Source organism: Bacillus sp. sid0103, from assembly GCF_019219025.1.
Window position 1 is genome coordinate 1 of the sequence record NZ_JAHUWN010000109.1, and the last position, 483, is coordinate 483.

Genomic DNA, 483 nt, shown 5'->3' on the forward strand with positions numbered 1-483 from the left:
GAACATCCATACCACATGCTCTTTCAATGACTACTTCCATTGAAAACATCCTTTCTACGGCACTGAATATTATTGGAGGCTGGTGCAGCAACCAGAATAGGATTAATCTACCATGTGTGCTTCCCGTAAGGGAGCACAGTCAGTGGTGCACCGTGGTCGTTGGAGTCAGACTAACGGATGGGCTCTAACGCACCATAGTTCATCGACCTTCCTCTCCAGCCGTAGAATCAGTATTGACGGTTTAAAAACATTTTCATTCTCTGTGGTGAAGAGCTGGTTTTTAGCGATTCATGGATGGCTAACGGGTAGCAAGAGTTAAAGATCCAGCTGCCATTTTTGGTGGCTTTCTTCTTGTGCTAACGAAGCAGTTGTGCGGCCGAGCCTAGGTCGTATCATATAGCGGGTGGGATTCCCGCCGAGTAAGAACTAGCCATTCGCTCGTAGCGAGTCTTGGAGGGCTAATGGTAACATTAGTCTTTAAGC

At 47.2% G+C, this 483-nt stretch carries 1 protein-coding gene; it reads left to right on the plus strand.

The window, feature by feature from the left end; translation table 11 throughout:
• Positions 1 to 188: hypothetical protein (locus KW850_RS32695; protein WP_218351730.1), on the plus strand; the 188-nt coding region annotated here is incomplete at its 5' end.
• Positions 189 to 483: the final 295 nt, after the last annotated feature.